Raw genomic sequence first — 24,451 nt, forward strand, 5'->3', positions numbered from 1 at the left:
CACTAGAATAGCCCCACCTTAGCTGAGCCAGAGCTGTTTATGCCCGATCCGTCAGACGCTGATAGGTTGCCAGATCTCCCCCTGGGCGATTTGGTTGCGTGTCATGAGTGCGACTTGTTGATGCGCAAGCCCCAACTGGCCCATGGCGAAAAAGCCGAGTGCCCCCGCTGCGGTTATGAGCTTTATGCTCACCGGCACAATGTAGTCGAACGCAGTCTTGCGTTGGTGATCGCCGCCCTGCTGTTATATGTGCCGGCCAACTTTTTACCCATCATGCAACTCAATCTGCTTGGGCAGTCCTCCCAGGACACCGTCTGGAGTGGCGTAGTGGGTCTGTTCGATACCGGCATGCAAGGCGTCTCGGTAGTCGTGTTCCTGTGCAGCATGGGCATTCCGTTACTCAAGTTGCTTTGTCAGTTGGCTGTGCTGCTGACCATTCGCCTGGACGTTGGCCGTAGCTACGGTTTGTTGCTGTACCGCATTTATCACCATCTACGGGACTGGGGAATGCTCGAGGTCTACCTCATGGGCGTGCTGGTGGCCATCGTCAAGTTGGCAGACATGGCAGCCATCACCGTAGGCCTTGGCTTGGTGTGTTTCATCAGTTTGTTGCTGGTCCAGGTCTGGCTGGAGGTGGTGATGTCACCGCATCAGATCTGGCAGGCGTTATCAGGAGAAGATGCCCATGCGGGCGATTGATGCCGGCATTCTGGTTTGTACGGAATGCCATGAATTGAATCGGCAGGACGCTGAGGCCGACAAACAAACCTGTACTCGCTGCGGCGCGCTGATCCATCCCCGTCGCCCGAACAGCTTGATGCGAACCTGGGCATTGTTGATCACGGCCGCGATTCTTTATATCCCGGCCAATATGCTGCCGATCATGACCATCAACTCACTGGGCCAGGGCGCCCCGAGCACCATCATGGCCGGCGTCATCGAGTTGGTTCACCACGGCATGATTCCTATCGCCTCCGTGGTGTTCATCGCCAGTATCCTTGTGCCGACCTTCAAGCTGGTGGGCATCGCTTTGTTATTGTTTTCCGTGCAGCGGCACCAGCCCATGTCGGCGCGGCAGCGCATTCTTATGTACCGTTTCATCGAGTTCATTGGTCGTTGGTCGATGCTGGATATATTCGTGATCGCCATTCTGGTGGCGGTGGTGAATTTTGGGCGGCTCGCCAGTGTCGAAGCCGGTCTCGGCGCGATTGCTTTCGCCAGCGTAGTGATTTTGACAATGATTGCCGCAGTAACCTTCGATCCCCGACTGATTTGGGATAACACGGAGTCGGATAACGACCATGACTGATTTGCCTACCGCTAAAACCCGACCGGCCTCGAACTGGTCAGCCATCTGGGTCTTGCCGCTGATCGCATTGATCATCGGCGGCTGGCTCGGCTGGCGGGCTTATACCGAGACCGGAATCGAGATCACTGTGCGCTTTGAGAGTGGTGAAGGCATCCAGGTCAACAAAACCGAAGTCGTCTACAAAGGGATGACGGTCGGTAAGGTGACGGCGCTCACACTCGATGACGAAGGCAGTTCCAAGGGCGTGGTCGCGACGGTCGAGATGAACAAGGACGTCGATCAGTATCTCAAGACCGGCACACGTTTCTGGCTGGTCAAGCCGAGCGTGAGCCTGGCTGGGATCACCGGTTTGGAAACCCTGGTGTCGGGTAACTATGTGGCGATCAACCCGGGTGAGGGGGAGTCGACCCGTAAATTCAAGGCCCTGGCCGAAGAGCCGCCGCTGTCGGACGCCAAACCGGGTTTGCACCTGACCCTCAAGGCTGACCGACTGGGTTCGCTGAACCGCGGCAGCCCGGTGTTCTACAAACAGATCCAGGTCGGCCAGGTGAAAAGTTACCTGCTGTCCGAGGATCAGAGCAAAGTCGAGGTCAAAGTCTTCATCGAGCCGACCTATGCCAGCCTGGTTCGTAAACACACGCGTTTCTGGAATGCCAGCGGCATCAGCATCGATGCCAACCTGTCGGGTGTGAAAGTGCGCAGCGAGTCCCTGGCCAGCATCGTGGCCGGCGGTATTGCATTCGCCACACCGGAAAGCCGCAAGGACAGTCCTCCAACGGATCCGAGCCTGCCGTTTCGTCTCTACGAAGACTTTGATGCGGCCGCTGCGGGAATCCGGGTGAAAGTCAAACTCAGCGACTTCGAGGGATTGCAGGCCGGGCGTACGCCGGTGATGTACAAAGGCATCCAGGTCGGCAGCCTGAAGAACCTCAAGGTCGATCCGGACCTGGCCAGCGCGACGGCTGAATTGACCCTGGACCCCTTGGCCGAAGATTACCTAGTCACCGGCACACAGTTCTGGGTCGTCAAGCCATCGATCTCCCTGGCAGGTATCACCGGCCTGGAAGCGTTGGTCAAGGGTAACTACATTGCCATACGTCCAGGCGATAAGGGCGGTGCGCCGCAACGGGAGTTCGAAGCCAGGGCGAAGGCACCGCCACTGGACTTGCGCTCGCCGGGGCTGCACCTGGTCTTGCTGACCGAAAACCTCGGATCGCTGGAGGTCGGCAGTCCGATTCTCTATAAGCAGGTCAAGGTCGGCTCGGTGCAGAGCTATCAGTTCTCCCGCAAGAAAAAGCAATTGATCATCGGTGTGCACATCGAGAAGGAATATGAAGGGCTGGTCAACGGTTCGACGCGATTCTGGAACGCCAGTGGCATTACCCTCACCGGTGGTTTGACAGGCGGGATCCAGGTCAAGAGTGAGTCCTTGCAAAGCCTGATGGCCGGTGGCATTTCCTTCGAGACGCCAGAACCCAATGTGCCGTTGAAAAGGCGCGTTCCACGGTTCCGTCTGTTTGAAGACCGCGAAGCCGCACAGCAGAGGGGCACGGTCGTGACGATCAAGGTCGACCGCGCCGATGGCTTGCGCAACGGTACGCCGATCCGTTTCAAAGGGCTGGATGTGGGCAAGATCGAAGAGGTCGATCTCAGCGCCGACATGCAATCGGTGTTGCTCACTGCGCGTATCACCGAAGTGCCGGAGCGTATCGCCCGGGTCGGGTCTCAGTTCTGGGTGGTCAAGCCTGAGTTGGGGTTGATGAAGACCTCCAACCTGGAGACGCTGGTCACAGGCCAATACATTGAAGTGCAGCCTTCGGCGAAAAACCTCGGGCCACAAAAAAGCTTCGTGGCCTTGGCCAACCCACCGGAAAGCGCTATACCCGAAGCGGGTCTGAGCCTGGTGCTGAGTGCGGCCCGCCGTGGTTCGTTGAAGATCGGCGTGCCGGTCACCTATCGTGAGATCACGGTGGGCAAGGTCACCGGTTATGAACTGGGCCAGACGGCGGACCGGGTGTTGATCCATATCCTGATCGAGCCCAAATATGCGCCACTGGTGCGCAGCGGCACACGCTTCTGGAACAGCAGTGGCTTCGGTTTGGACTTCGGTCTGTTCAAGGGTGCGACGGTGCGAACCGAGTCGCTTGAAACGCTGATCCAGGGCGGTATCGCGTTCGCAACGCCGGACGGTGAACGTATGGGCAATCCGGCCCGAGCGGAGCAGACCTTCCCGTTGTTCGATAAGTTTGAAGACGAATGGCTGACCTGGGCGCCGAAGATCAGTCTTGGCAAGTAGTTGTGGCGCTATCGCGAGCAAGCTCGCTCCCACAGGGATGCAGGATCGTTCATCCAGAAGCAGTCCAATGTGGGAGCGAGCTTGCTCGCGATGAGGCCATCCGTTGCACTGAAGACTAAAAACTGGAGCAATAAAAAAAGGCCGCGGTCCAAATGGACCGCGGCCTTTTTCATGCCCGGCTATTCACTTCACACCGGATCCAGCTCCGGCTCGTCGGCCTGCACATTCACCGTGGCCTTCACCGCATCGTGACGACGGATGTATTTCCAGTCCGCTTCGTCGATGTAGATGCCGTTCGGGCCGCTGCCGCCTTCCAGGTCGATGGCGACACTGGCGCAGACTTGCGGTTTCACACTGGCGAGGATCGGCACGAAGCCCAGTTGCAGGCTGGTTTCCAGCAGTGCCGCCTGGTTTTTCTCGTCGATGTCCGCCGCTTCGTCCAGGTAGTAAGGCAGGCGCACGCGGCCGGCTTGTTCGCGGTCCATCAGGTGCAGCAACAAGTACATGTTGGTCAGTGCCTTGATGGTCATGGTGGTGCCGTTGGACGCCGCGCCGTCGATGTCGGTGTGGATCACGGGTTGGCCGTTGACCTTGGTGATTTCGAACGCCAGTTCGAACAGGTCCTTGAGGCCGAGCTGGTTGTGATTCGCCGCCACCAGCCGCGCCAGGTACTCCTTGGCTTCTTCGTTCTTGTTGTCCTGCTCGGCGCTCTGGCTGAGGTCGAACACCGACAGCGTCTCGCCTTCCTCGTACTGGCCAGCGCTGTGGATGATCTGGTCGATGTGCTTGAGCGCTTCCTTGTTCGGCGCCAGGACGATGCGGAAGCTCTGCAGGTTGGACACCTGGCGCTTGTTGATCTCGCGGTTGAACAGCGCCAGTTGATGCTCGAGGCTGTCGTAGTCGCTGCGGATGTTGCGCAGGGTCCGAGCGATGTCGGTCACGGCCGCACGGCGCGCCTTGCCCAGGGTCAGGGCCTCGTCGGTGCGGTGGGCATAGGCGTTGATCAGCAGTTGCAGGCGCCGCTCCATGTCATCTTCGCTGTCGAACTTGGCCACGCCCTTGAGGCGCACCTGGGCATACAACGCTTCGATCTGGCCATCGACCCGCAGCAGCCCTTGCCAGCTGTCCTGGTAGTCGTTGAGCAGCGGCAGCAGGTTGTCCATGGAATCGTCGACCGGGTCCATGAACGGCGTGCCGAACGGCAGGTCCGCCGGGAGCAATTGACGACGGCGCAGGGCGTCGTCGAGGGTGCGTTGCTTGGCTTCCATGTCGGCGATCTGTCGGCCCACCAGTTGCAACTTGGCGGACAATTGCTGGACGCGTTCGGTGAAGGCATCGCTGGAGCGCTTGAGTTCGTCCTGGGCGGCTTCCATCTGCGCCAGTTGCTCGAGCTTCTCGCCTTCCTCGGCGCTCAGGGTCTGGCTGCGACGGAAGTCTTCCAAGGCTTTTTGCGCATCCAGTACCTGCTGGTACAGCGCCTCGGTCTGGGTCTTGCTCGCGGCGCGGTCGGCGGCCACGGCTTGCTGGGTCTTGAGCTGCTTGAGTTCTTTTTCCAGACGCTCCTTCTGGTCCCGCAGCGCGGCACGGTCGGCCAGGGCTTGCAGGGCGGGCGGCTCGATGTGGGACAGGTCGATGGACAGCCCCGGCACTTCGAAGCGCTCACCCTTGAAGCCGTCGAGGATCAGCTCCATGGATTTGACCCAATCGCCGTTCTCGTCCAGCGCGATGCCGTGTTCGCCCAGGGGCAGGCTGAACAGGGCGCTGTTGAACAAACGCATCAGGCGTTCGACATCTTGCTGCGAGAACTCCTCTCGCAGGCGGGCGTAGCTGTTGTTGTCGGCGTGATCGAGTTGCTGCTTGACCGACTTCAGGCGTTTTTCCAGGTCCCGCAGGCGCTCTTCCAGGTCTTCGGCGCTGAATTGCCGGGACTGGGCCAGGGCGCCGGCCAGTTCGTCGTGGGCGTCCTTGGCGGCGAGTAGTTGCTGTTCCAGGACCTTGACGTCATCCACCAGGGCAAAGCGATGCTTGAGCACCGACAGCTCGCCGAGCCAGCGCTGGATGCCGCTGATTTCCCGTTCCAGGCGCATCAGCTCCTGGGTGCCACCGCGCTGGTCGTTCTGCAGCGAGTCCTGCTCGTTGCGGTAGTGTTCGGCCTGGATAGTCAGCTCTTCCTTGCGCGCACTGGCGTAGTCCGACCAGGTGCCCAGCAACGAATCGAGCAATGGCGAGAGGCGATGCAATTTGCCGCGCAGGACATCGCGCTGCTTCACGCCATTGGCCAGGGCTTCCACCAGCGGGCCGGCGGCCACGAGGGAGTTGTAGTCCTGTTCCATGCGGCGTACGTCGCGGAAGGCTTCTTCGCACGCGGCGATGTAGTCCACGCTGCCGGAACGCAGGCTGTGCTCGAACGCATCGAGGAACAATTGCTTGAGCTTGGCCGCGGTGATTTCCCGCATGTGCAGCAGGTTGATGAACAGGGCACGGAAGGTCTTGAGGCTTTGTTCGCTGGTGGAACGCAGCGGGATCAGCGTCAGGTCCAGCGGGATCGAGGTGTGACCACCCACCAGCAGGCGTCGCAGTTCATCCGGCTTGAGTTCGTAGGCTTTCAGGCCTTCGCGCTCCAGGTTGGTGAACAGCTCTTTCTGCCGCAGGCAGGTGTCATTTTTCTGATAGTGGGCCAGGTCCAGTTTACCGGCATAGGCAAAGAACTGGTGCCCGAAACCGCCGCCGGGACCGCGACCGACCACGCCAATGACGTGCGGGCCGTGGGGCAGGGCGACTTCCACCAGGATGTAGCTGGTGTCCGAGGCGAAGTAGAAACGCCGGGACTGCTCCAGGCTGTACTTGCCGAAGCTCATGTCCGACATGCGCGCCAGGATCGGGAACTGCAAGGCGTTGATCGAGGCGGATTTACCCAGGTTGTTCGCACCGTAAACCGACAGCGGTTCTTCCAGCGGGAACAAGCCAAGGCTGTAGCCGGCGGTGTTCAAAAGGGCAAAGCGGCGGATGCCGTAGCGTTCCTTGCTCATGCGTCGGTCTCCTGTTCTTCGGCAATGGCGCGGGCCAGGGCGTCTTCTTCGCTTTCACCTTCGAATTCGCTGAGGTCCAGCGGATCATCGGTCTGCAGCAGTTTTTCGTCGCTGTCTTCGTCGATCAATACCGGTACTGGCAACGGCAGCACGCTGTGCAGGCTGGCGGCCAGGTCGCGGTCCTGCTGGACCGACAGGCAAACGTCGAGGAAGCGGTGCATCGGCGGCAGGAAGCGGTACACGCCGTTTTCTTCGCTGGCAAAACCCAGTTGGGTCATGCGACGCATGATTTTTTCTTCCAGCTCTTCCTGGGTCTGTACTTCGGCCTGGATGAACAGGTCGCGGTATTTTTCCAGCAGCGAAGGCAGCTCATCGCGGCCCAGGCTGCCGCCGTCGAGCACGGCAATCGGGTCGCGGCCCTGGTCGGCCAGGTGCTCGACCAGGATGAAGGTGAACAGGGCCAGGCGCTGGGCGGTCTTGTTCACCGCCGCGGCGGCCAGGTCCGGCACGAAGTAGTAGAAGCCACGGGTGTCGCACACCAGCTCGAAGCCCAGGGCCTTGAACAGCGTGCGGTACTGGTCCTGGAAGTTCGACAGCTGGGCGTACAGCTCCGGGTCGCGGCGGCTGACGTGGTAACCCTTGAACAGCTCGCGGAAGATCGGCGCCAGCTGGGACAGTTCGGATAGATCAAGATGCATGGGGGATGCTCGCAGAATCCTCGGCGGCGGTGTCGCCGGCCGAGAGCAGGGCGAAGGAGCGCAGGCTGACCTGATGCTCGTGAGTGTGGTAGTCGCGGCGCTCCAGGCGCTCGCGCTTGAAGCGTTTTTCCCGCGACAGGCGCGAGAACCAGTACAGCAATTCGTCGGTGGCGCCGTCCGGTTCCTGTTCCAGCAGCCAGGTCATCAGGTCCGGCATCGGCAGGGCGTCTTCGCAACGCTCGACCATCTCGCGCACGGTGCGTGGCGCACGCGGTGCTTCGCCACCCTTGTGGGTCTTGTGGGACTTGGGGAAGCGCGCCGGTTTCGGTTCGAAGCGGGCCAGGGCATAGACATAGGCTTCGACCTGGCTGGCACTGCCCAGGAAGGTGCTTTGCGGCCGGGTGAACAGCGGCATGGCGGCTTGTGGCACGGCGTCGATGCCTTTGCGGCGAATGGCGGCCAGGGCCAGTGCGGCGCCACGGGTCACGGCGTTGTGGCGGCGGGCTTCTTCGCGCAATGGCAGCAGCAGTTCGCGGGCATGGCGCAAGGTCAGCTGGGCGCTGGTCTGCATCTCGAGGATGCGCGCGTGGGTGCGCAGCAGCATGTCGTCGTCCACCAGGTGCCCGAGGCGCTGCTGTTCGGTGAGCATGCGCAACAGCACGTTCTCGACCTTGCGTACGCCTTGCTCGAAGGCGCCGTCGGCGTTCACCAATTGGATCATCGGCTCGACGTATTCGTCCCAGGTCGCCAACACTTCGGCGTAGCGTTGACGTAGCGGGATCTGTCGGTCGCTGGTCTTGGCCCGTTCGGCCACGGCCACCAGGGCCTGTTCGTCGTTGGCGAGTTTCTTGAGGACGTCGCGCACGCGCATGTCCAGCAGGCGCAACTGGCGGGCCAGGTCGTTGCCGTCGCGAATGTCGAAGGCGTCCTGGATGTAACCGGCCAGGCGCTCGAGGTGGCGCAGGTAGGCTTCGATTTCCAGGCACAGGCCCAGGCGGTGTTCGCGGCGCAGGTAGGCGAGGAAGTCGTGGATCTGGGCGTTGAGCTCGAAGCGGTTCGGGCTTTTCGCCACCGGTACGAGGATGTCCAGGCGGATCCACACGTCCAGCAGGTTGGTGATGTCCTGGGGCGTGCTGTCCAGTTGTTGGGCGGCCAGCTGTGAACGCAATTCGTTGAGGCTCAGGGTGCCCTGGTCGAAGTGCTCGCACAAAGGTTCCAGCAATGCCCAGTGTTCAGCGAGGGCGCGCAAGACGCGCTTGGGTTCGATCATCGCAATGGCCGTCGGGTTGGCAATTAAAAGCGGCGATTGTACTGCATCGAGCCGGTTGCGATTCACCCCTTGGACGGACTGTCGTTCGCTATCGATCAACAATTGCTCCAACAGGGAAGCGATCCGCGGCGAAGGGCGGTAGAATCGCTTCCACTTTCAGTTATCCACAAGTGGCCGACCCTTGCTTATCGAGTCCCGTCGCCGCGCCTATCTGACCGCCATGCAGGTGGTCAACTGGCTGCCGCGTACCGAATTGCCGTTCGCCGCCCCGTCGCGGCCCGAGCTGTTGGAAGCGCCCGAGCCCGAGTACATCGCGCCGGCCGTGACGGCGCCTGTGGCCAAGACAGTCGCCGAGCCGCCCGCGCCAGCCCCCGAGCGACCAAAAATCGAAGTGCCGCGCCCGAGCCTGGCCTCGACCCGCACCAATGCCAAGCCGGTGGAAGAGGTGGTCGAGGCGCCGCCCAAGGCTCCCTACGTCGCCCCACCGCGTTTCGCCCTGCAACTGCTGCGGGCCGGGCGTTGCCTGCTGTTGGTGGAGTTGCCCACGGGCGAGCCGTTCCAAAGCCGCGATCCGGCCTATTTGCTGCTCAAGGACATGCTGCGTGCCGCCGGTCTGCCGGACAGTCCGCAAATCATCGGCGAGCCGGTGCGTTGGCCGTTGTTGTCACGGGGCACCATGGGCCAGGGGCCGGAAGCGGCGCGGGATTTCGTCCAGGGCTTCGTTTCGGCTCGGCTCGAAGACGAGCCCTGCGTGTGCCTGTGGCTGATCGGCCTGCCGGCGGTGAAGTTTGCCGGTGAAGCGGATGCCGAAGCGTTCAATCGCGAACTGCAGGTCGAAGGCTTGGGCTCGGCCTGGGCATTGCCCGGGTTGGAACTGTTAATGGAGACGCCACAGCGCAAGGCTGATGTCTGGAAAGCCATGCGCCGGCTGATGGCGCGCTGGAAAGAATCGAATGAGTGACGCTGTATCGTTCCGCCCGATGACCGAGGCGGACCTCGACGCTGTACTGAAAATCGAATACGCGGCCTACAGCCACCCCTGGACCCGCGGGATATTTCTCGACGGGTTGGGCAAATACCAGATCTGGCTGATGTTCGAAGGCCAGCAGCAAGTGGGCCATGGCGTGGTGCAGATCATCCTGGATGAGGCGCACTTGCTCAACATTACCGTCAAACCGGAAAACCAGGGCCGTGGCCTGGGGTTGCGCCTGTTGGAGCACCTCATGTCCATCGCCTACAAGGCCGAGGCCCGGGAATGTTTCCTGGAGGTGCGCGACAGCAACCGCACGGCGTTCCGCTTGTATGAGCGCTATGGCTTCAACGAAGTGGGCCGACGTCGGGATTACTACCCGGCGGTGGGGGGCCGTGAGGATGCGGTGGTCATGGCGTGCACCTTGGTGGACTGACGCGCCGTGACCCCATGTGGGAGTGAGCTTGCTCGCGAAGACGGCGGTATATTCGACATCAATGCAAACTGATCCACCGCTATCGCGAGCGAGCTCGCTCCCACAGGGGCTTGGCGGTGTGCATCAAGTTTGTGATCAACACAAAACCATGTGGGAGCTTGCTCGCGAAGACGGCGGTACATTCGACATCGATGCAAACTGATCCACCGCCATCGCGAGCAAGCTCGCTCCCACAGGGGCTTGGCGGTGTGCATCAAGTTTGTGATCAACACAAAACCATGTGGGAGCGAGCTTGCTCGCGATGGCGATTGCCGGGTCAACGCTTGCCATCCAACGGGTCGATATCGGCCATCTCCGCTTCGTCCAGCCCATCGCCTCCACCGATGTCATTTTCGTGCACGATGCTCAGGTCCCAGTCAGCCCGTTCGTCGTCGCCGGCCTCAAAGGCATCCCGGGCGCCGTCTTCGTGGATGAGGGTTTCCGGGCTCATGTCGTCATCGGTCGGTTCGTGATCATCCGTCGAGGCGCCTGTCATGCCCGCTGCACGCACGCGTTCACGAGGCATCAGTTGTTCGCGTTCGTCTGGCGGCAATTCGTCGCCGATTTTCGCGCTGGGCTGCTCGTCGTCGAACTCCAACTCATGCATCGAGCCCATGCGATCTTCATTGTCGTCGATGGGTTCCGGTTGCGTCGCATCGAAAGGGCGTCGTGAATCATTCATGGCATTTCCTCATACTGTGGGCCTTACTGGTGTCGACCGACAGCGCAGCCAGGAATTCCAATGCATCGCCGACGTGACCTCGACCGGCGCTCGTCTGTCACAGTTGCGCACTCTCTATCGAGGCTAGACAGCATGAACGAATTACAAGATCTGATTGATAACAACGCGCGCTGGGCCGATGCGATCAAGCAGGAGGATCCTGACTTTTTCGCCAAGCTGGCTCGTCAGCAAACCCCGGAGTACCTGTGGATCGGCTGTTCCGATGCGCGGGTGCCGGCCAACGAGATCGTCGGCATGCTGCCGGGCGATCTGTTCGTGCACCGCAATGTGGCCAACGTGGTGCTGCACACCGACCTCAACTGCCTGTCGGTGATCCAGTACGCAGTGGACGTGCTCAAGGTCAAACACATCCTGGTCACCGGCCATTACGGCTGTGGCGGCGTGCGTGCCTCGATGCAGGACCGCCAACTGGGCCTGATCGACGGCTGGCTGCGCTCGATTCGCGACCTGTACTACGAGCATCGCGATGCGTTGGGCCAGTTACCGACCGAAGAAGAACGGGTCGACCGCCTGTGCGAACTCAACGTGATCCAGCAGGTAGCCAACGTCGGCCATACCAGCATCGTGCAGAACGCCTGGCACCGTGGGCAGAAACTGTCGATTCATGGCTGCATCTACGGCATCAAGGACGGACGCTGGAAGAGCCTGGACACCACGATCAGCGGTTTCGAGCAATTGCCGCCGCAGTATCGGCTGCGTCCGGTCGGCGCGCCCTGACGCCGGCTCTTCAGTCGCGGTGACACTGACGACGCCAGTGCCGTAGAAATGTCATTCCCTGCTCATTGGGCGGTTCGTCATAGCCGGTAATCCAGCCATGACAGTTGTACGAACCGCACCGGCAGGCGAATTGGCGATACAGTTTCTGTTCGGTACTGGCGTAGTCCATCGTCAGGCAGTCGCCTTCATCGATACGGGCCAGTGACCACAGCCACAGTTCGCTCATGTCGAGGAATACATTCGGGTTGCAGGAGTGCAGCAGCAATCCGGCGAAGCGTGGGTCATACATGTGCACGTCCGGCAGGATCTGCAACGTGTGCAGGCGCCGTCGGCTCACCAGCAACCCCGACACCCTGCACATCCTCGTCATGGGCGCGAAGGACTTGCGGGCGATGATGCCGTGGCCGCGCCCGTCGGTCGTCTGGTGCACTTCAAAATCGTGCACAGAGGGGTAGCCCAGGCGGGTGCTGAGTTGTTTTTCCGGATAGATGCAGTCCCGGTGTTGGGAACAGGTGTCATCGCGGATGAACAGGCTCATGACAGTCCTTGTCGGTGATAGACACTCGACTTGCTGGCGCCGGCGATCCTGCCGACGGTCGTTGAAAAAGCTTTTGATAGCTTCGCCCAAGTCCAGGGCCGTATCTACTGTCGAGTCTGACAGGAGCCAAAAGCGCTTTCCCGTGTCAGCGCAAGCTTACGCGGGAAGGCGCCTCAAGGTTTACACCGCCTCGGCAGGCAGCGGCATGGGCACTTTAAGTTGCGGAAGTTGCGACTTGATCGCTGGCGTTTCGCATTTTTTCGCTGCATCTGCCTCGCTCAGCTTGCGCACCGAGGTGTAGAACAATTCGCAGGTCTTTTCCTTTTGCGTGACCTGCCAGGTCTGCGTGCACTGGTTCAGCAGGGTGCTCGGGTCGGTGCCCGGCTTGCTGCCCATGCCGGCTTGCCAGCAGGCGGCGCTCAGGTCCTGGCCCATGACTTTCAAGCCGGCGGCATCGGCCTTGGCTTCGTCACCGTCGTAGTTTTCCTTGTCAGCGGCATACCAGATATAGCTCGGGTGGTTGGAGCCCAGGACCGGGACCTTGACCCCCGCGGTCGGCGTGATGGTCGCCAGGCCGAGCACGCCAACGGTCTGGCCGTACTGGGTCTTGATCCAGTTCCGAACGGGTGCTCCGAAGGCCACCATTGGCAATGCGGCGCCGCTGGCGGTTTGGGTGACCTGTGTGACCATGGTGGTCTGGTAATCGTTGAAGTAGCTGTAGAGCCCCTCCAATGTGCTGCCAGCATTGGACGGCGCTGCGATGGGCGCGATGTCGATGATGGTCTGGTAGGCCGGCGTCTGTTCAACGGCAATGCCGTTGACGGTCAGCAGCGTGGCCCAGCGATCAGTGGTCGCCGACTCCAGGTAATCCTGGGCCTGGGTCAGGGAGTAATCCGGCGGGAAGTGCAGCAACTCGACACTCTTGCGGTTTTCCAGGGCCATGCCCAGCGGCAGGAACAGGTACCAGTTGTAGGACCATTTCTTGTCGCTGTTGAGTTTCGAGGCACCGTTGTACGCCAGGTCCCCGGCGTCGAGCAGCGCCTTCAGCGGTTGGCCGTAGTTCTTGGGCACGCCGTCGATGCTGGCATAGACCTTATCGTTGTCGATGTTGACCTGGACCTTGGCGGTGTCGTAGCCGTCGCGCTGCACACTTTGGGTCAGGTAATGCTGGACGGTCTGCTCCAGGGTCCAGTCGCGAAAACAAATGACGTTGCAGTTGTTGGGGTAGGCAAAGAGGCGGGTGACGCGCTCGGTGCTGCCCAGCTGTACGTCGATCTTGGTGACGTCGGCGGCGTGGACGGTGGCGCTCAGGGTAAGGGCGGCAAGAGGGAGTACTGCGAGTTTGAACATGCTCAGATCCTTTTCAGCGTGAGGGACCCTCAAAAGCAGGGCGTATCCATACTGAAACAGACCGAGCCGAAGAAGAAGTGGGCCGATGGAAATATCGGCCCTTTTTTATGGCTTTATGGCATCACTGGCGGCAAATAACTCAAGGTCGTCCCCAGCGCCCACAGCAGCGCCAGCACCAGTGGTGTATGCACCAGCAACTGCACGAAGGAAAAACCGATCAAGTCCCTCGCCTTCAGCCCCAATACCCCCAACAGCGGCAGCATGTAGAACGGATTGATGAGGTTGGGCAGCGCTTCGGCGGCGTTGTAGATCTGCACGGCCCAGCCCAGGTGATAGTTCAGGTCGTTGGCCACCTGCATGACGTAGGGCGCTTCGATGATCCACTTGCCGCCGCCGGAAGGAATGAAAAAGCCCAGCACCGCCGAATAGACGCCCATCAGCAAGGCGTAGGTGTCATGGGAGGCGATCTGGACGAAAAAGGTCGAGATATGGTGGGCCAGGGTCTGGGCATCGCTGCCCTTGACCGTGGTCAGCAGCGCGGCGATCGAGCCGTACAACGGGAACTGGATCAACACGCCCGTGGTGGTCGGCACCGCGCGGGCCACGGCGTCGAGGAAGCTGCGCGGCCGCCAGTGCAGCAAGGCGCCCAGCATGATGAACAGGAAGTTATAAGTGTTGAGCCCGGAAATGGCACTGATCGCAGGCTTGGTCGAAAACTCGTGGAACAGCCAGCCGGCGGCCAGCAGTACGAGGGCGATGGTCAGCAGCGGACTGTGCTCCAGCCATTCTCCGGGGCGGGTACGGGGCTGCAACGCGGGCATGCTGAAACTCGGGTCGATCCCGCAGGCGGCGGCGTCACGGGCGCTGTTGGGGCCGGGAGCGGTGGCGTAGGCGACAATCAACGAGATCACGATCAGCGCCAGCAGCATCACGCCAGACTGCCAGAGGAAAATCGTCTGGGTGAACGGAATGACGCCGGTAATCGACAGGATCGAAGGTGGCAGGCTGGCCGGGTTGGCCTGCAGTTGCGCCGCCGACGAAGACAACCCCAGCGCCCACACCGCGCCCAGGCCCAGGTAGGCGGCGGCACCGGCGGCGCGGTAATCCATCTTCAGGTCGGTGCGGCGGGCGAGGGCACGCACCAGCAAGCCGCCAAACACCAACGACAGTCCCCAGTTGAGCAACGACGCGACCATGGAAATCAGTGCCACCCACGCCACCGCGGAGCGACCGTTGGTCGGAATGCGCGCCAGGCGATCGATCAATTTGACGGCGGGCGGCGAGCTGGCAACCACGTAACCGCCAATCACCACGAAGGCCATTTGCATGGTGAATGGGATCAGGCTCCAGAAGCCGTCGCCGAACGCCATGGCCGCTGCCGTGGGCGTGGCGCCGATGAATTGCGTCGCCACGGCGACCACCAGCACCGCCAGTGCGGCGAAGACCCAGGAGTCGGGGAACCAGCGCTCGGCGAAACTGGAACAGCGCAAGGCGAAGCGGGCGGAACGGCTGTCTTCGATGTCAGTGGTCACGGCAATTACCTCGTTTTTATGGTTATGGGGTATTGATGGCGGCAAGGCTCAAAGGTCAGGGCAACAGTAGAACAATCCAGTGACCGTGGAAGGCTTATCGGGTTCGAGGTCACCCGGGAATATTTTCAATGGGGCTCGCGGCGCTCTTTAGAAAAAAAATGCCGGGCCGATGGCAAGAGAACAGCCTACTAATTCTTCTGCTGTTCCTGGAGCTGCCCATGTTCAACAACCGCCTGAAGCAGGAGCTACTGGCTCTTCGCCAAGAACTGTCCAGCCTTATGCAAGTCAAGGAAAGCCTGGACCGTGAAATGCTTGGTCTCACCCTGGATGCCGATGGAAGGATTCAATCGGTCAATCAGAATTTCCTCGACGATATGAACTACAAGAGCCAGGACCTGATCGGCCGGTCTATGGATGAGTTGGTTCCCGCGTATTTGAAATCCAATGAATTCCAGGCTCGCTTCAAGGCGGCGCTGACCCGTGGCGAACACTTCTCCGGTGCCGTGCGCTTGCTGCGGGGCAATGGCCAGGAGGCCTGGCTGCGTTCGATCCTCCAGCCTGTACGGAATGCCGACGGGCGGATCCGCTTTTTTTCGATGTATTCCAATGACCTGACCCGCACCATCGAGGGTTCCCGTGAACATGAAAACCTCATCGGTGCGTTGGTGCGTTCAACGGCGGTGATCGAGTTCGATCTGGGCGGTCACGTACTGACGGCCAACGAGCGCTTCCTCAGTGCCATGGGCTATAACCTCGCGCAGATCAAGGGCAAGCATCACCGCATGTTTTGTGAGCCCGAGGAATACAACAGCGCGGAATATCAACAATTCTGGAAGCGGCTGAACAGTGGCGAGTTCGTGGCCGGGCGCTTCAAGCGCGTCGACAGCAACGGCCGCGAGGTCTGGCTGGAAGCCTCCTACAACCCGGTGCTCGATGCCAACGAGCGACTGTACAAAGTGGTCAAGTTCGCCACCAACATCACGGACCAGGTCAACCAGGAAAAAGCCGTCGCCGAAGCGGCCAACATTGCCTACAGCACCTCGTTGCAGACCGACAACAGCGCCCAGCGCGGCACGACTGTGGTGACCCAGGCCGTGGACGTGATGCGCGACCTGGCCCGGCACATGCAAACTGCTGGCGAAGGCATCGAGGCGTTGAACGAGCAATCCCAGGTGATCGGTACCATCGTCAAGACCATCAGTGGCATCGCCGAACAGACCAACCTGCTGGCGCTCAACGCCGCCATCGAAGCGGCCCGGGCCGGCGAGCAAGGACGGGGCTTTGCGGTGGTGGCCGATGAGGTGCGCCAACTGGCATCGCGTACCAGCCAGGCGACCGAGGAAATCGTCGGCGTGGTCCGCCAGAACCAGGACATGGCCCGCAACGCCGTGGCGTTGATGACCGACGGCCAGCACCAGGCCGAACATGGCCTGGCCCTGGCCGCCGAGGCGGGGACGGTGATCGTCGAGATCCAGGACGGGGCGAAGAAGGTGGTCGATGCCGTGAGCCAGTTTGCCAATCAGTTGTCCACGTAGAGAGAGTATTATTGTTTTTTACATATTAATTATTGTTTTGCGATAATTTAATGGCTATGTTTTGGGCTCCCTTATTCTATTGGAGCCTCACATGCACTCGAATCGTCTTGCGCTGTACAGCCAGCGGATGGCCGCCGTCACCCTTGTTTTCATGGTCGCGATGATGGTCGTCAACGCCGTGGCCTGGCTGTACCCTGAAGCGGCCTCCCGATACGGCCTGGGGTTTGCCCTGACCGAGCGGCAGCTGTCGAGCTTGCCTGAAGAGACGATGCGCTTGACGGGGTGGCAGCGCCTGGGCGGGATACTGTTGACGAGCATTCCCTTGCTGGCCCTGGCGGTCGGGCTCACCAACTTGCGCAGGCTCTTCAAGCACTACGCCCAAGGGCAATACTTTTCCACTGCAGCAGCGGTTTACCTGGGAAATGCGGGGCGCGCGGTGGCGTTGTGGGTGCTGCTGGACTTCATCTGCGAGCCGTTTCTCAGCCTGCTGGTGACGATCAATGCGCCGGTCGGCCAGCGATTGCTGACCTTCAGTATTACCGCACCGTCTTTCGTCGCTTTATTTCTTGCCGCCTGTATTGCGATCATTGCCCGGATATTGTCCCAGGCCAGTGAAATCGATTCAGAAAACAGAACATTCGTTTGAGATCCCCATGCCCATCGTTATTCAACTCGATGTGATGCTGGCCCTGCGCAAGGTCAAATCCAAGGACCTTGCTGCTGCAATCGGCATTACTGAAGCCAACCTTTCCTTGTTGAAACAAGGAAAGGTCAAGGGCATACGCCTGGCGACCCTTGAAGCCATCTGCAGCTATCTGCACTGTCAGCCCGCGGATCTGCTGGTCTATCAACCGCAGGGCGAGGGCGATCAGTCGCCCAGCGCTTGACCCTCGCGCCTTGGATCCGCACCGCCGGCCAACGAGGTTTTCCCTTGCGCGTCACGCACCCGGACAATCGCCTGGGTGCCGCTGTTCATGTCGATCTCGCTCACCTCATGGCCTTTGTCTTTCAGCGCCTGGATCAGTGCCGGGCTGAACTGTCCTTTCTCCAGTTCGGTTGGGCCGTTGCGGCTGCCGAAGTTGGGAAGGTTGATGGCGGTTTGCGGGTCGAGGTCCCAATCCAACAGGCCAATCATTGACTTGGCGACGTATTCGATGATCTGGGAGCCGCCGGGGGAGCCGACAGCGGCCACCAGTTCTCCCCGACGGTCGAAGATCAGCGTCGGTGCCATGGACGAGCGTGGGCGCTTGCCCGGTTCGACGCGGTTGGCGACTTTTTGCCCATTTTCTTCGGGGATGAACGAGAAATCGGTCATCTGGTTGTTGAGCATGAAGCCCTGGACCATCAAGTGTGAGCCGAACGCCGATTCCACGGTCGTGGTCATGGACACGGCGCCACCCTGGTCATCCACGGCCACCACTTGCGAGGTGGAAATACGCAGGGGTGAACGGTCCGGGGCGTAGGCCACCTGGATGCCCGGTGGTGTCCCGGGCTTGGCGACGCCCATGCTACGAGGGCCGATCAGGCTGGCGCGGCTGGCCAGGTAGCCGGCATCGACCAAGCCTTTGAGCGGCACGGCGACAAAATTGGGGTCGGCAATGTATTGGGCGCGGTCAGCATAGGCCAGGCGCTCGGCTTCGGCGATCAGGTGCACCGCTTCGGGGGTGGGTTCAATGCCGGCAGGCTTGGCGGTCTTGACCGGTTTCAAAGGCGCGAGGGCCGCGTGGCTGTCGCGCTGTTCCAGGGCTTGCAACGTCCCGAGGATCTGCGCCACGGCAACCCCGCCCGAAGACGGTGGTGGCATGCCGCAGACTTGCCAGCGCTTGTAGTCGGTGCACAACGCTGGTCGCTCCCGTGCGGTGTAGCCTTGGAGGTCATTGAGCGAAAGGCTGCCGGGGTTGGCGTGGTTTTGTACCTTGGCGACGATCTCCTCGGCGATCGGGCCTTTGTACAGCGCATCGGGGCCTTCGTTGGCGATGCGCTTGAGCACGCCGGCCAAGGCTGGATTCTTCAGCACCGTGCCAACCGCCTTCGGGCTGCCATCGGCATTGAGAAAGTAGGCGGCCATGTCTGGCGAGCCCGGCAAGGACGGGTCGGTAGCGATCAACGTGTGTAGGCGGGGTGAAATCGCAAAGCCTTGTTCCGCCAGCGTGATGGCTGGCTCGAACAGCGTCGCCCATTTGAGGCGGCCATGTTTGCGATGGGCCAGTTCCAGCCCACGCAACACCCCCGGTGTCCCCACGGAGCGACCGCCGATCTGGGCGGCGGTAAATGGCATGGGTTTGCCGTCGGCTTGCAGGAAAAGTCTTTCGGTGGCGCCAGCCGGTGCCGTTTCGCGCCCGTCGTAGGTGCGCACGGCCTTGCCATCCCACAGCACAATGAACGCACCGCCACCGATGCCGGAGGATTGCGGCTCCACCAGGGTCAGCACGGCCTGCATCGCGATGGCCGCGTCGATGGCCGAGCCGCCGCGCCGCAACATCTCGCGCCCGGCCTCGGCCGCCAAAGGATTGGCCGCTGCGGCCATGTGCTTCTCGGCGTAGCGGGTCTGCAGATCGGTGCGGAAGCCGGAAATGACCTCCGGTGGGGCGGGCAATGCCGGTGTCGCTGTGGAGGAGGGTGGCGCCTTACAGGCCGCGAGTGTTAGAGCGACAGCCAGCAGCGAAACGGCTGACAGGCGATGAAAATTCGGTTTGAGGTCTGTAGGCACGTGTCGCTCCATCCGTGGTGTGGAATATAGAGAACGACTGTAGCGATGGGAGGTGTAGGGCGCAAACCAGAAGCCGAATTGTTCACGCGCCATTCCCAGTCTTGGGGGCTCGACAGTGCATTTGCCACGCCGCAGTGTGGCGTGGCATCCAGGGCCGATGGGCCTAAGGGGCGGGCGTCAGTGTCAGGGTGCCTTGGGTATGCCGGGCCACGTCCGTCGATGAAAGGTACAAGGCCTGGTACTCGCCGCGCATGAAGGGCAGGACCTGATCCTCATAGTGGCTGTTGAACGGAACGCCGCTCTGGCCCACCGGGAGTATGCCGAGGGCTTTGTCCGGCGTGGCCAGGTCGATGACCCGTCGCGTCGAGGGACCGTAGGTGACCGACCAGGGCGCCGGACTCAGCGGTGCGGAGAAGTTGTTCGGCACTTCGTGGCTCCCGGGGGCCGGGTAAGGGCCTGCGTTGAGCAGCGGTGCCAGCCATTTCTGGCTGCCAAGCGGATGCGCCTGCGTCAGTTGATGCACCTTGCCCCATTGCCACTGCGTGGCGTCGTCACCCAGGGTGGCCCGCAGATGGGCGATGCTGGTGTTCCAGGCACGAACGATCACGTCGGCCCGGGTCTGCACGTCCGGTTGTGTCCTGTCCTTCCACCAGGGCGAGTACTCGTCGGCGACCAGACGCGGCAGTGCAGCGTCTATTACGCGGGTGCTCAACAGGTTCTGGAACATCATATCGCCCAGCTCATCGTGCAGGGCGCCATAGCTCAGGTCATAAAGGAACTGTGTGAACAGCGTGGCGTCGATCGAGTCCAGCGGGTAGTCGCCCTGCCACTGCGCAAGCTTCTCCAGCCACTGGCGTTGACGCGGGTCGGCAATCGCCGCGCGCAGGATCGGCAACACCGGTTGCAACACACGTTGGGCATAGCCGGTCTGGGTGTCGAGTTGCAGCCGGGTGCTTTTTTCGATGTTCCACTGATCGTCCCGGTCCAGTTGTCGGGTCAGGCGTCGACCTCGGTCGGGCAGGTTGTAATAACCGGGTATCGCCATGCCATCTGGCGAGACGGGCTGGGCGTTGGCGGAGACGATGTAGCCCCTGGCCGGGTTTTCTTCATGCGGGTTGGCGCTGAACGGGTAGTAGCCGTCCTTGTCGGCGTCGGGGGTGCTGCCGTCGAGAATGAAATCCGCGGTGACCTGGGACGGGCGCCTGGGCAATCGCGCAGCCGCCCACCAGGCGATGTCGCCTTGGGCATTGGCGTACACCACGTTGAGTCCCGGGGCCTTGATCAGTGACGCCGCCGTGCGAGCCTTGTCCAGCGTGTTGGCGCGGTTGAGCTGATAAAAGGCATCCACCACCGGGTTATCGCCGTCCAGGTACGACCACCAGAGGGCGATGGGCCGGCCAGGGGCATTGTCGCCCAGCGCATCATTGATGATCGGGCCGTGGGGGGAGCGGCGCAGGCGCAGCATGACCGGTTCGGCATCACGCACCTCGATACTCTGCTGTTCTTCCTGCATGGCGACCCAACGGCCCTGGTACCAGACTTCATCGGGGTTGTCGGGATTGGTGGTTTCGCCAATCAAGTCAATGTCATCGTTCTGGAACATCGTGAGGGTCCAGGCGAAGTCGTTGCTGTGCCCCAGCAAGGCGAACGGCACGAGGCTTTCGTAATCGCCGTAGAGTTCGAAACCGGGGGCGTTGAGGTGGGCTTCGTACCACACCGATGGTACGGAAAAACGGATATGCGGGTCACCCGCCAACAACGGCTTGCCGCTTTGCGTGCGCCGGCCCGAGACAACCCAGGCGTTGCTGCCCTCCATCTGCGGTAGCCCGGAATGGTTCACGGCCTGTTCGCTGAGCTGCGCCAGCGCCGCCATCGATTGCCAGTCGGTGGCGTTCAGTGCCTGGCTGCCAAGGGCGCCTCTTGGGTCCCAACTGCGATCGAAAATGGCCAGGTAGGGCGCCCCCAGCGTGTCCTTGACGTAGGTCAGCATGGGTTCGGTACGAAACGCAGCGGCGAAGCTGTAGGCCATGTAGCCGACCACGCTGTAGACGTCCTGGGCGGTGAACGGCCTCTTCTCAATACCGAGCAAGTCGAACTCTACAGGGCGTGGATTTTCCATCTGATAGGCGTTGATACCGTCCAGGTACGCCTGCAACGCCTGCCAGGTCGCGCTCTGGTGATCGGCATGCGCCACCTGCCAGTCTGCTTGTTCACGGATACGCAGGGTGCGGAACAGTCTGTCGGTGGGCAGCAGCTTGCTGCCCAGTACGGCGGCCAGTTCACCGCGGGCCAGGCGCCGGAGCATTTCCATCTGGAACAGGCGGTCCTGGGCATGCACGTAGCCCAAGGCTCGGTATGCGTCGGGCTCGTTGCCGGCAGTGATATGCGGTACGCCACGCTCATCGAACCGCACCTCGACTGGCGACTGTAGTCCAGGCAGGCTGGCCAGCCCCTGTCGCTGCGGTTGCTTGCCATAGAGGTAGATGGCGATCACGGTAACGCCGATCAGCAGCGCCGCCGCAACGAAGACGCCGATGCGCTTGAGCATGCGTGGTTTTGCAAGGGGCGTGGGGGGCAGGGGGACGTTGAGGGCGGTCATTGCACACCCAGCCTTTGGCGAGCGTGGCGCAACCGTTGCAGCAGGTTGAGCAAGGGGCCGGTCATGACTGTGGTGACCACGGTCATGATGACAAAAAGGGTAAAGAGCTCTTTGCCGATAATCCCCAGGTCGAGGCCGATTTTCAGTACCACCAGTTCCATAAGGCCCCTGGCGTTCATCAATACGCCGATGTCAATGGCGACCGGTGTCGAATAACCGGCGAAGCGGGCGCCCAATGCACCGCCCAACAGTTTGCCGGCGATTGCCACCAGCAGCACCAGGCCTAGCAGGCTTACACCGACGGCCGAAAACGTCGCAGCGGTGGTGTTGAGCCCGGCGAGGGCGAAGAAGCCGGGCATCAGCACGATGACCGCAATATGCTCCACTCGCTCGACCAGCATGTTCAGCAGCCGTTGGTCTCGCGGCAGGCACGCGCCGAACAGAAAAGCCCCGAACACGGCATGAACTTGCAGCCATTCGGTGATGCTGCCGTACACCAGCGCACCACACACAAGTACCGCGAGCAGGGTCAAGGTACGCCTGCCCTCAAGGTGGGCTATCCAGCGCCTCAACAAGGGACGTACGCACCAGAATGACGCGCCGCACAAGGCTGCCAGGCCACACAATCGCAGAGCCAACTCCTGCCATTGACGGTCCAATTGCAAACTCATCGCGGTGATCGCCAGCAACACCCAGGCACAGACATCACTCACGGCGGCAGCCATCAGCGAGAGCGCACCAACCTCACTGTCGAGCATCCGTCGCTCCTTCAGAATGCGCGCCAGGACCGGGAACGCGGTGACCGAAAACAGCGTTGCAATGAACAGGTTGAAGCCTAAGTGGGGGACGCCGGCAGGTGCGAAGGTACTGTAGAGAAGAGGGGCGATCGCAACGCCCAGAATGAAGGGCAGGGCAATGCTGCAGCCGGCGATCAGCAGCACTTTGCCATGGGCATAGGGGGCGTGCTGTTCAGGCATACGGAACTCGGCGCCGACGACAAACATGAACAGCAGAATACCGAGGTCGCTGAGCACCTTTAATTGTGTAACAGCGTCGCCCTTAAATAGTGCGTGGTGGAAGTCGGGAAAGAAAAAACCAAGTACTAAAGGGCCCAATACAAACCCGGCGATCATCTCGCCAACCACTTCTGGCTGCCCTAGTCTTTTTAGAAAGGCACCTGCAACCTTGGCCGTTAATATTATAAAAACGATTTGCAAGAAGAGCATGGGGTTACCTTGTCCGAGAATTGAGGGTACGCCGCCACCGGGCTCTATATAACGTGCTGGCAGTAGGCAGAGGATGTTAGCGGAGCGCGTAGGGATAAAAAAACTATCAGATCTGGTAGTATTTTTTGATGAGATGAACCTGTTAGATTTTCCTCGCTTCGTTGTTGTGCGGCTTGTTAGTCGTGCCCGACTCATGTTTGCCGATAATTCAGAAGGTCGATTATGAAAGACGCGATATTTACGATCATTCATCAAGCCCTGATTGAAGTTAATGCCACGCGTAAAGAGAAGATCGATTTGCAGAATATCGATACGTTGGCGCTTTATGGTACTACCGGGGTGTTCGATTCCATGCAATTGGTCAGCTTTCTGGCTGCGGTAGAAGAAGGCCTGGACGACGAACTGGATATTGAAATCTCGTTGACGTCGGAAAAAGCGGTGTCACAGACCGTCAGCCCGTTCAGCAGCGTTGCCTGTTTGATTGATTTCATTATCGCCGAGCAGCAGGTTCCTCAACTGGCCTCTGCCTGAATGAACGCCACGCAGGGAGCATCGACGTGAACGTGACGGTCCGTAAAGCGCTGAGCAGTGACATGTACCCGGTGTGCAAGCTGTTGCGCGAGTCCACCTTGAACTCCAACTGGATAGGCGTAAATGTGCGCAAGCGCATGTTTGCCGATATCTGGTCCGGGGGAGAGGACTACTTCGGCTATGTGATGCTCGACGGCGACGTGGTGGTGGGTTTTCTCGGTTTGCTGTTTACCACCCAGCCCTGCAACGGGCAGCAGCGCTTCTGCGAATTGCATAGTTGGTATGTACAGGTCGAGTACCGCAAGGAAAGCCTGAAGCTGTTGTTGCCGGTACTGTCGATGCGCAAGGTCACGCTGCTCAACTATACGCCCACGCCGGATGTGTACGAGATCAGCAAGAAGTTCGGCTTTATCGACCTGGAAACCGAGCTGGTGCTGATGTACCCCTTCCCCAATCCGCTGAAAATACGTCGGCGCTATCGCCTGGAAACCGATATCCATCGAGTCGCGGGCTGGCTGAGCGAGCAGGAAAGCGTGGTCTTCCGAGATCACGCGGGGGTCGAGTGTCGGCACCTGATGATCGTCGATTCAGTGACCGGCGAGTCCTGCTACCTGATAGTCAAGCGCATGACCCGGCGCTGGTTCGAGCCGATCGGTCGGGTACTGTTCATCGGCAACCCGCAGTTGTTTGCACGCAGTCTCGACAGTTGGCGATTGTCCTTATGCCTGCAAATGCGCGTTCAGTGCCTGGTGAGTAATGCGGCGGAACTGGCAGGGTATCCCCTGAGCGGTGTGCGGTTGATCAAGCGCGAAGTCCCGTCACTGGTAAAACCTGCTTCTGGCAGTTTGGCAAATGCACCGATAAAGCCGCTGTACAGCCTGCCGCTACTCATCGGATATAAGTTGCATTGATATGATTATATTG

General features: G+C 60.8%; 20 protein-coding genes and 2 pseudogenes. 12 read left to right on the top strand and 10 right to left on the bottom strand.

All coding sequences use genetic code 11. The features are described from left to right. Nucleotides 1-39: 39 nt before the first annotated feature. The 3 genes from AO356_RS16245 to AO356_RS16255 are packed head-to-tail and all read left to right on the top strand — an operon-like array spanning nt 40 to nt 3,605. Nucleotides 40-699 carry a paraquat-inducible protein A gene (locus tag AO356_RS16245; protein ID WP_060740609.1) on the top strand — a complete coding sequence of 220 codons (660 nt, stop codon included), beginning with the start codon at nt 40-42 and terminating at the stop codon, nt 697-699. Continuing rightward, nucleotides 686-1,309 (top strand): paraquat-inducible protein A, encoded by a 624-nt coding sequence (locus tag AO356_RS16250; protein ID WP_060740610.1) that lies wholly within the window; start codon nt 686-688, stop codon nt 1,307-1,309. The genes AO356_RS16245 and AO356_RS16250 overlap by 14 nt, the downstream gene beginning before the upstream one ends. Further along, nucleotides 1,302-3,605 carry a PqiB family protein gene (locus AO356_RS16255; protein ID WP_060740611.1) on the top strand — a complete coding sequence of 768 codons (2,304 nt, stop codon included), beginning with the start codon at nt 1,302-1,304 and terminating at the stop codon, nt 3,603-3,605. The genes AO356_RS16250 and AO356_RS16255 overlap by 8 nt, the downstream gene beginning before the upstream one ends. Before the next feature lie 188 nt (nt 3,606-3,793). Here AO356_RS16255 and mksF read toward each other — a convergent pair whose 3' ends face one another. The 3 genes from mksF to mksB are packed head-to-tail and all read right to left on the bottom strand — an operon-like array spanning nt 3,794 to nt 8,602. Further along, nucleotides 3,794-6,634, bottom strand: coding sequence for an Mks condensin complex protein MksF (mksF, locus tag AO356_RS16260; protein ID WP_060740612.1), 2,841 nt, complete (start codon nt 6,632-6,634; stop codon nt 3,794-3,796). After that, complete coding sequence (mksE, locus tag AO356_RS16265; RefSeq protein ID WP_003205590.1) at nt 6,631-7,332, bottom strand: Mks condensin complex protein MksE; 702 nt, start codon at nt 7,330-7,332, stop codon at nt 6,631-6,633. The genes mksF and mksE overlap by 4 nt, the downstream gene beginning before the upstream one ends. After that, the gene (mksB, locus tag AO356_RS16270) at nt 7,322-8,602 is read right to left on the bottom strand and encodes an Mks condensin complex protein MksB (RefSeq protein ID WP_060743131.1); all 1,281 of its coding nucleotides are present in this window, start codon (nt 8,600-8,602) and stop codon (nt 7,322-7,324) included. The genes mksE and mksB overlap by 11 nt, the downstream gene beginning before the upstream one ends. 181 nt (nt 8,603-8,783) lie before the next feature. On the opposite strand from mksB, the gene AO356_RS16275 reads away from it, so the two are divergent. Together AO356_RS16275 and rimI are read left to right on the top strand one after the other, a co-directional pair. Continuing rightward, nucleotides 8,784-9,563 (top strand): energy transducer TonB, encoded by a 780-nt coding sequence (locus tag AO356_RS16275; RefSeq protein WP_081015369.1) that lies wholly within the window; start codon nt 8,784-8,786, stop codon nt 9,561-9,563. Then, entirely contained in the window at nt 9,556-10,008 is a 453-nt protein-coding gene (gene rimI, locus AO356_RS16280; protein WP_047229376.1) for a ribosomal protein S18-alanine N-acetyltransferase, read from the top strand. The genes AO356_RS16275 and rimI overlap by 8 nt, the downstream gene beginning before the upstream one ends. 316 nt (nt 10,009-10,324) lie before the next feature. Here the strand turns inward: rimI and AO356_RS16285 are convergent, their stop codons facing one another. After that, nucleotides 10,325-10,729 (bottom strand): hypothetical protein, encoded by a 405-nt coding sequence (locus AO356_RS16285; RefSeq protein ID WP_060740614.1) that lies wholly within the window; start codon nt 10,727-10,729, stop codon nt 10,325-10,327. Between the two features lie 132 nt (nt 10,730-10,861). Between AO356_RS16285 and can the strand changes: the two genes are divergently transcribed. Beyond that, nucleotides 10,862-11,506 carry a carbonate dehydratase gene (gene can / locus AO356_RS16290; RefSeq protein WP_060740615.1) on the top strand — a complete coding sequence of 215 codons (645 nt, stop codon included), beginning with the start codon at nt 10,862-10,864 and terminating at the stop codon, nt 11,504-11,506. Between the two features lie 10 nt (nt 11,507-11,516). Here can and AO356_RS16295 read toward each other — a convergent pair whose 3' ends face one another. The 3 genes from AO356_RS16295 to AO356_RS16305 form a co-directional block, all read right to left on the bottom strand. Beyond that, nucleotides 11,517-12,044 (bottom strand): hypothetical protein, encoded by a 528-nt coding sequence (locus AO356_RS16295; RefSeq protein ID WP_060740616.1) that lies wholly within the window; start codon nt 12,042-12,044, stop codon nt 11,517-11,519. 180 nt (nt 12,045-12,224) lie between these two features. After that, complete coding sequence (locus tag AO356_RS16300) at nt 12,225-13,394, bottom strand: hypothetical protein (protein WP_060740617.1); 1,170 nt, start codon at nt 13,392-13,394, stop codon at nt 12,225-12,227. Between the two features lie 113 nt (nt 13,395-13,507). Further along, nucleotides 13,508-14,926 (bottom strand): short-chain fatty acid transporter, encoded by a 1,419-nt coding sequence (locus AO356_RS16305; RefSeq protein ID WP_024618910.1) that lies wholly within the window; start codon nt 14,924-14,926, stop codon nt 13,508-13,510. Nucleotides 14,927-15,300: 374 nt separating this feature from the next. Between AO356_RS16305 and AO356_RS33395 the strand changes: the two are divergent. The 4 genes and pseudogenes from AO356_RS33395 to AO356_RS16320 all read left to right on the top strand — a co-directional run. Further along, a pseudogene (locus AO356_RS33395) lies at nt 15,301-15,873 on the top strand (PAS domain-containing protein); the annotation flags it as partial. 156 nt (nt 15,874-16,029) lie between these two features. Beyond that, nucleotides 16,030-16,461, top strand: a pseudogene (locus AO356_RS33400) (methyl-accepting chemotaxis protein); the annotation flags it as partial. Nucleotides 16,462-16,552: 91 nt separating this feature from the next. Beyond that, nucleotides 16,553-17,107 (top strand): DUF2975 domain-containing protein, encoded by a 555-nt coding sequence (locus AO356_RS16315; RefSeq protein ID WP_060740619.1) that lies wholly within the window; start codon nt 16,553-16,555, stop codon nt 17,105-17,107. A gap of 7 nt (nt 17,108-17,114) precedes the next feature. Further along, a complete protein-coding gene (locus AO356_RS16320) occupies nt 17,115-17,348 on the top strand; it encodes a helix-turn-helix domain-containing protein (protein ID WP_060740620.1) in 234 nt (77 codons plus the stop codon). Here the strand turns inward: AO356_RS16320 and ggt are convergent. From ggt to AO356_RS16335, 3 genes are all read right to left on the bottom strand, one after another. Further along, entirely contained in the window at nt 17,330-19,171 is a 1,842-nt protein-coding gene (ggt, locus tag AO356_RS16325) for a gamma-glutamyltransferase (protein ID WP_237140756.1), read from the bottom strand. The two genes, AO356_RS16320 and ggt, sit on opposite strands and share 19 nt — an antisense overlap. A gap of 163 nt (nt 19,172-19,334) precedes the next feature. Continuing rightward, nucleotides 19,335-21,719 (bottom strand): penicillin acylase family protein, encoded by a 2,385-nt coding sequence (locus AO356_RS16330; RefSeq protein ID WP_060740621.1) that lies wholly within the window; start codon nt 21,717-21,719, stop codon nt 19,335-19,337. Between the two features lie 47 nt (nt 21,720-21,766). Then, nucleotides 21,767-22,996: a cation:proton antiporter gene (locus AO356_RS16335; RefSeq protein WP_060740622.1), complete on the bottom strand. Its 1,230-nt coding sequence runs from the start codon at nt 22,994-22,996 to the stop codon at nt 21,767-21,769. 222 nt (nt 22,997-23,218) lie between these two features. Here AO356_RS16335 and AO356_RS16340 point away from each other — a divergent pair, with 222 nt between their 5' ends. Both AO356_RS16340 and AO356_RS16345 read left to right on the top strand, forming a co-directional pair. Then, nucleotides 23,219-23,527, top strand: coding sequence for a hypothetical protein (locus AO356_RS16340; RefSeq protein ID WP_060740623.1), 309 nt, complete (start codon nt 23,219-23,221; stop codon nt 23,525-23,527). Between the two features lie 26 nt (nt 23,528-23,553). Then, nucleotides 23,554-24,438 (top strand): hypothetical protein, encoded by an 885-nt coding sequence (locus tag AO356_RS16345; protein ID WP_060740624.1) that lies wholly within the window; start codon nt 23,554-23,556, stop codon nt 24,436-24,438. Nucleotides 24,439-24,451: the final 13 nt, after the last annotated feature.

This window comes from Pseudomonas fluorescens, from assembly GCF_001307275.1.
GTDB classification, from domain to species: Bacteria; Pseudomonadota; Gammaproteobacteria; order Pseudomonadales; family Pseudomonadaceae; genus Aquipseudomonas; species Aquipseudomonas fluorescens_AA.

Excerpts from the sequence above, each read along its gene's own strand:
- AO356_RS16300 (WP_060740617.1), bottom strand. The coding sequence starts at position 13,394 with ATGTTCAAACTCGCAGTACTCCCTCTTGCCGCCCTTACCCTGAGCGCC.
- rimI (WP_047229376.1), top strand. The coding sequence starts at position 9,556 with ATGAGTGACGCTGTATCGTTCCGCCCGATGACCGAGGCGGACCTCGAC.
- AO356_RS16340 (WP_060740623.1), top strand. The coding sequence starts at position 23,219 with ATGAAAGACGCGATATTTACGATCATTCATCAAGCCCTGATTGAAGTT.
- AO356_RS16285 (WP_060740614.1), bottom strand. The coding sequence starts at position 10,729 with ATGAATGATTCACGACGCCCTTTCGATGCGACGCAACCGGAACCCATC.
- AO356_RS16320 (WP_060740620.1), top strand. The coding sequence starts at position 17,115 with ATGCCCATCGTTATTCAACTCGATGTGATGCTGGCCCTGCGCAAGGTC.
- mksE (WP_003205590.1), bottom strand. The coding sequence starts at position 7,332 with ATGCATCTTGATCTATCCGAACTGTCCCAGCTGGCGCCGATCTTCCGC.
- AO356_RS16255 (WP_060740611.1), top strand. The coding sequence starts at position 1,302 with ATGACTGATTTGCCTACCGCTAAAACCCGACCGGCCTCGAACTGGTCA.
- can (WP_060740615.1), top strand. The coding sequence starts at position 10,862 with ATGAACGAATTACAAGATCTGATTGATAACAACGCGCGCTGGGCCGAT.
- AO356_RS16335 (WP_060740622.1), bottom strand. The coding sequence starts at position 22,996 with ATGCTCTTCTTGCAAATCGTTTTTATAATATTAACGGCCAAGGTTGCA.
- mksF (WP_060740612.1), bottom strand. The coding sequence starts at position 6,634 with ATGAGCAAGGAACGCTACGGCATCCGCCGCTTTGCCCTTTTGAACACC.
- AO356_RS16330 (WP_060740621.1), bottom strand. The coding sequence starts at position 21,719 with ATGCTCAAGCGCATCGGCGTCTTCGTTGCGGCGGCGCTGCTGATCGGC.
- AO356_RS16295 (WP_060740616.1), bottom strand. The coding sequence starts at position 12,044 with ATGAGCCTGTTCATCCGCGATGACACCTGTTCCCAACACCGGGACTGC.
- AO356_RS16245 (WP_060740609.1), top strand. The coding sequence starts at position 40 with ATGCCCGATCCGTCAGACGCTGATAGGTTGCCAGATCTCCCCCTGGGC.
- AO356_RS16250 (WP_060740610.1), top strand. The coding sequence starts at position 686 with ATGCGGGCGATTGATGCCGGCATTCTGGTTTGTACGGAATGCCATGAA.
- AO356_RS16315 (WP_060740619.1), top strand. The coding sequence starts at position 16,553 with ATGCACTCGAATCGTCTTGCGCTGTACAGCCAGCGGATGGCCGCCGTC.
- mksB (WP_060743131.1), bottom strand. The coding sequence starts at position 8,602 with ATGATCGAACCCAAGCGCGTCTTGCGCGCCCTCGCTGAACACTGGGCA.